This is a genomic window from Mycobacterium sp. (assembly GCF_032162605.1).
Classification (GTDB): domain Bacteria; phylum Actinomycetota; class Actinomycetes; order Mycobacteriales; family Mycobacteriaceae; genus Mycobacterium.
In genome coordinates this window covers 1-4,805 of the sequence record NZ_JAVROT010000062.1, presented here as the reverse complement: position 1 = coordinate 4,805, position 4,805 = coordinate 1, and the positions used below count along the sequence as shown (strand labels likewise).

5 protein-coding genes are annotated in these 4,805 nt (G+C 63.9%); all 5 read right to left on the bottom strand.

The features are described 5' to 3' along the window. A partial coding sequence (locus tag QOI01_RS03575) for an AAA family ATPase (protein WP_526378665.1) occupies positions 1-1,147 on the bottom strand: 1,147 nt, incomplete at its 3' end. Positions 1,148-1,340: 193 nt separating this feature from the next. Then, positions 1,341-1,928 (bottom strand): NADPH-dependent FMN reductase, encoded by a 588-nt coding sequence (locus QOI01_RS03570; RefSeq protein WP_526378663.1) that lies wholly within the window; start codon positions 1,926-1,928, stop codon positions 1,341-1,343. A gap of 125 nt (positions 1,929-2,053) precedes the next feature. Beyond that, positions 2,054-2,893, bottom strand: coding sequence for a 3-oxoacyl-ACP reductase FabG (fabG, locus tag QOI01_RS03565; protein ID WP_526378661.1), 840 nt, complete (start codon positions 2,891-2,893; stop codon positions 2,054-2,056). An 83-nt stretch (positions 2,894-2,976) separates the two neighbouring features. Beyond that, the gene (locus tag QOI01_RS03560; protein WP_526378659.1) at positions 2,977-4,143 is read right to left on the bottom strand and encodes an acyl-CoA dehydrogenase family protein; all 1,167 of its coding nucleotides are present in this window, start codon (positions 4,141-4,143) and stop codon (positions 2,977-2,979) included. 33 nt (positions 4,144-4,176) lie between these two features. Further along, the coding region (locus tag QOI01_RS03555; RefSeq protein ID WP_526378657.1) for a phytoene desaturase family protein at positions 4,177-4,805 on the bottom strand (629 nt) is incomplete at its 5' end.

The window sequence follows — 4,805 nt, the reverse complement described above, 5'->3', positions numbered from 1 at the left end:
CCGCAGCAGCGACGCCGCCGCGCGCTCGCGCCCGGCCCGCCGATAGCTCCAGCTCCGCGGCGACGTCCTCGTCGGGTCCAAGTGCGGCGTTCGCCAGATGCCAGGCTCGCCGATCGGGATCGTGTCGGGCATCGGTGACAGCAGCCAACGCGGCGTGCACTAGTTGTCTTTCCTGAGGCAACGCAGACCCGTAGACCACCGAGCGCACGAGAGGATGACGAAACCGCACTCGCATGCCGAACTCGACGAGGCCCGCCGCGATCGCCGGAGCTGACGCCTCGGCGCCGATCCCCAGCCGCGCCGCGGCCCCCCACACCAGCACCGGATCGCCGATCGGCTCGGCTGCGGCGACCAGCACCAGGCGCCGGCTCGATTCGGGCAGAACGTCGAAACGGCGGCGGAAGTTCTCTTCGATGCCGCCGGACAGCCGCATCGCGCTAGGAAGCCCAAATCCGCCGGCTAACTCTTGCGGAGTTAATCCGCGCGGCAATTCCAGCAATGCCAGCGGATTGCCCTGAGTCTCGGCAACAATCTGATCGCGGACGCGAGTGTCCAATGGCCCAGTCAAGACGGCATCGAGCAGTGCTCGGGCACCTGCCTTTCCCAAACGCTCCACAACAAGGTCCGACAGTCCGGCAATATCGCTGCTGGGCACCCGGGCCGCGAAAACCAATCCGACTGATTCCGCACCCAAACGGCGAGCGGCGAAGCCGAGGACTTGGGCTGAGGCGCGATCGAGCCACTGCTCGTCATCGATCACACACACCAGCGGCCGTTCCTCGGCGACCTCGGACAGCAGACTCAGCACCGCCAACCCCACCAGAAACCGATCCGGCGCCGATCCGGAAGTCATGCCGAACGCAATTTCTAAAGCATCACGCTGCGGCACCGGTAGTCCCGGGAGCTTGTCGAGCATTGGCACGCACAACTGGTGCAGCGCAGCGAACGGAAGCTCCATCTCCGACTGCACACCCGCGATGCGGGCCACGCGACATCCCGCAGCTTGTCCCGCCAGGTACTCAAGTAGCGATGTCTTGCCCACACCCGCTTCGCCGGACAAGACCAATGCCCGACTTTCACCAGCGCGGACAGCGTCGATGAACTGATCGAGCGCCCCGCACTCGGCGCGACGGTCAACCAGCTTCATCGCGCCGCCCCGCACCCGTGAAGTCCGCCGCCATCTGCACCGGAAGTGGCGACAACCTTACCGTCGGAATGGCATCAATTCGACGGGAAATTAGGTGTGCGGGTACGCGGAAGTTCCGTCCACCACGTGTGCCAGCGAAGGGCTGGTTGACTGCGAGTTAGGCGCGCGGATGACCTTCGCGACACCGCAAACATCATCCCGTGGCGCCGAACCGTTCAGGCGGCAGCACCGTGAGGACACGGGTCACGAATACTCCGAAAGCTTCCATGAAATCGCGCAAGAACTGCTCGGTCCCCTTGTCGGTGACCTCCCCCTTGTCGGTGATCAAGCCTGGAGTGAGCTGAACGTAGGCCTCCGGCGCACCCATCATCGGCGAATCACAGAAGTTCAGCGCACTGCGCAGACTCTGCTGCCCGACAGCGGTTCCGATCTTCCCCGGGGAGGCGCCGATTGCGCCCGACGGCTTACGTGCGAATGAGTTCGTCCCATGCGGGCGGCTGGCCCAGTCGATGGCGTTCTTCAGGCCGCCGGGGATGCCCCGGTTGTACTCGGGGGTCACGAAAAGCACCGCATCCACTGCGGCGATCGCATCCTTGAGCGCTCTGCCCGCCGGCGGGTAATCAGTGTCGAAGTCGCGGTTGTACAACGGAAGATCCCGTATCGGTATCTCCACGAACTTCAAATGCTTGGGCGACAACTGAATGAGCGCCTTCGCTAGCGTGCGATTGATTGATTCGGTTGACAGGCTACCAACTATGTAGCCAACGCTATAGCCGCTCATAGGTTTCCCCGCTTCCGCTGTTCTACATGGTCAACTCGAGGGTTCTGGAAGCCGTGGCTCCTGTCGACGTCGACGTACACAACGCCGGCGACCTTTCGTGGTGCTGGTGAACAACGACGCTGCCGTCACATGTCCATTCCGCCGTTGACGCTCCACACCTGCCCGGTGATGTACGACGACGCGTCGGCGGCGAGGAAGTGAACGACCCGCGCGACTTCTTCCGGCCTGCCCGCGCGGCCGACGGGGATCTGGCTGGTCAGCTTTGCCATGACCTTCTCCGGGATGTCCGCGGTCATCTCGGTGGTGATCAGGCCGGGGGTGACGGTGTTGACGGTGATTCCGATTCCGTCGTCGGTGTTCTTGCCGGATTTCGCCAGCTGGTAGGCGGCTTCCTTGGCCAGCGTCTTGGTCAGGCCGAACAGACCCGACTTCGAGGCGGCATAGTTGGCTTGGCCGATGTTGCCCGTCTCACCGACGACGGACGACACGTTGACGATGCGCCCGCTGCCGCGCTCGACCATGTGGGCCAGCGCAGCCTGGCAGAGAAAGAACGCGCCCGAGAGGTTCACGGCCAGCACGCTGTGCCAGTCGTCCTCTGTCATGGCGGACACGGTCTTGTCCATGGTGATGCCGGCGTTGTTGACCAGGATGTCGAGGCGCCCGTGCGTGTCGATGACCTCATCGATCGTGCGGCGGCAGTCGCCGGGGGCGCCGACATTGCCTTGGTGCGCCGAGGCCGAAGCCCCGTGAGGCTGGGTCTTCATCAAGTCGGCGACGAACCGTTCGGCGCTGTCGCAGTCACGGTTGTACCCCACCGCGACGGTTGCACCCTGGTTGGCGAGGCTGTGCGCGATCGCCGCCCCGATGCCGCGAGTGCCGCCGGTGACGAAGGCCACGCGGCCCGCCAACTTGTCCAAAGTCGGCGGGTTCGACTGGCGCGGTGCGGATTCCAGCATGTCGGTCATGTTTAGCTCCGTTCTTGTCAGGTGCTCAGTTGAGTTTCAGTCGGTGCGATGTCTGCGGCATGGGTAACCGGCGGCCGCGTGGTTCAGACTGCCAACAGTGCGCGAGACATCACGATGTGCTGAATTTGGTTGGTGCCCTCATATATCTGGGTGATCTTTGCGTCGCGCATCATTCGCTCGACGGGAAAGTCGCGGGTGTATCCCGCACCGCCGAGCAGCTGCACGGCGGATTCGGTGACGTCCATGGCAACGTCTGATGCGAAGCATTTTGCAGCCGCCGAGATGAAGGCGAGGTTGGGCTCCCCGCGGTGGGCGCGTGCCGCCGCGGTGTACACCATCAGCCTCGCCGCCTCGACCTTCATCGCCATTTCCGCCAGCTCGAATTGAATGGCTTGAAAGCTCGAAATCGACCTGCCGAATTGCTTGCGATCCTTCGTGTAGGCGATCGCGACGTCCAGTGCCCCTTGCGCAACGCCGACAGCTTGTGCTCCCACGGTCGGACGGGTGTGATCGAGCGTCTTCAGTGCGGTTTTCAGACCGGTGCCAGGTTCGCCGATTATCCGATCGCCTGGGATACGGCAGTTCTCGAAATACAGCTCAGTCGTAGGCGAGCCTTTGATACCCATCTTCCGCTCTTTGGCGCCGACGGTGAATCCCTCATCGTCCTCGTGGACCACGAACGCCGACACACCGTTGGCACCCTTGTCGGGGTCGGTCACCGCCATCACGGTGTACCAGGTGGATTTGCCACCGTTGGTGATCCAGCACTTCGTGCCGTTCAGGATCCAGCCGTCGCGTTCGGCGCGGGCGCGAGTTCGCATGCTGGCAGGGTCGGATCCAGCCTCCCGTTCGGACAGCGCATACGAAGCCATCGCGCCATTGGCAATGTCTGGCAGCACCTGCCGCTTGAGGTCCTCGCAGCCGGCAAGGATGAGACCCATGGTGCCGAGCTTGTTCACCGCCGGGATCAATGACGAGGAGCAGCAACCGCGGGCAACCTCCTCCACCACGATGCAGGTGGCCACGCCGTCGGCGCCTTGACCCCCGTAGGCCTCGGGGATGTGGACGGCATTGAAGCTGGACTGATTGAGGGCGTCGAGAGCTTCCTGCGGGAATCGCTCTCGCTCGTCGCAGTCAGCCGCGTAAGGGACGATATCGCGTTCAGTCAGTGCGCGAATCGCGGCGCGTAGTTCCTGATGTTCGTCGGTCAAGCTGAACAGGTCGAATGAGGGGTCAACAGCGGCGGTCATTGGATCTCCTTTGACGGGTTATATGTTTGAAATTCACTGGTTTAGTTGCGCGAGTGCGGACCGGGCGGCATTGGCGCCGCACATGCCGTGAGCGCCCGGTCCCGGCGGCGTGGCCGCCGAGCAGATGTACATGCCCGGGACGCCGATCTCGTAGGGCGACAACGTGACCCGGGGACCGAACGTCAATTGGCGAATGTCCTTGGAGCCGGTCATGATGTCCCCGCCGACATAATTCGGGTTGTAGTCCGACATTTGCGTAGTGGTGCGGACCGTCTTGCCGATGATCCGATCACGGAAGCCCGGGGCGAACCGCTCGATCTGGGCGATGATGGCCTCGGTGGCGTCGCCCGAGAATCCGTTCGGCACATGCGCGTATGTCCACACCGGGTGGATGTCTCCGACAGACCGCTGTGGGTCGGCGAGGTACTGCTGGCCTACCAGCACGAAGGGCCGCTGGGGCATGCGTCCGGCATGGATGTCGCGCTCGGTCCCGGCGAGCTCGGCGTAGCTGCCCACGACGTGAACCGTGCCCGCGCGGTGAGCCGAAGGGGTGGTCCACGGGACGCCGCCTTCGACCGCGAAGTCGACCTTGAAAGCGCCGGGCCCCTGGCGAAACCGTCGATAGGCGCGGGATATCCGGCGTGGCAGGCGGTCACCGAGTA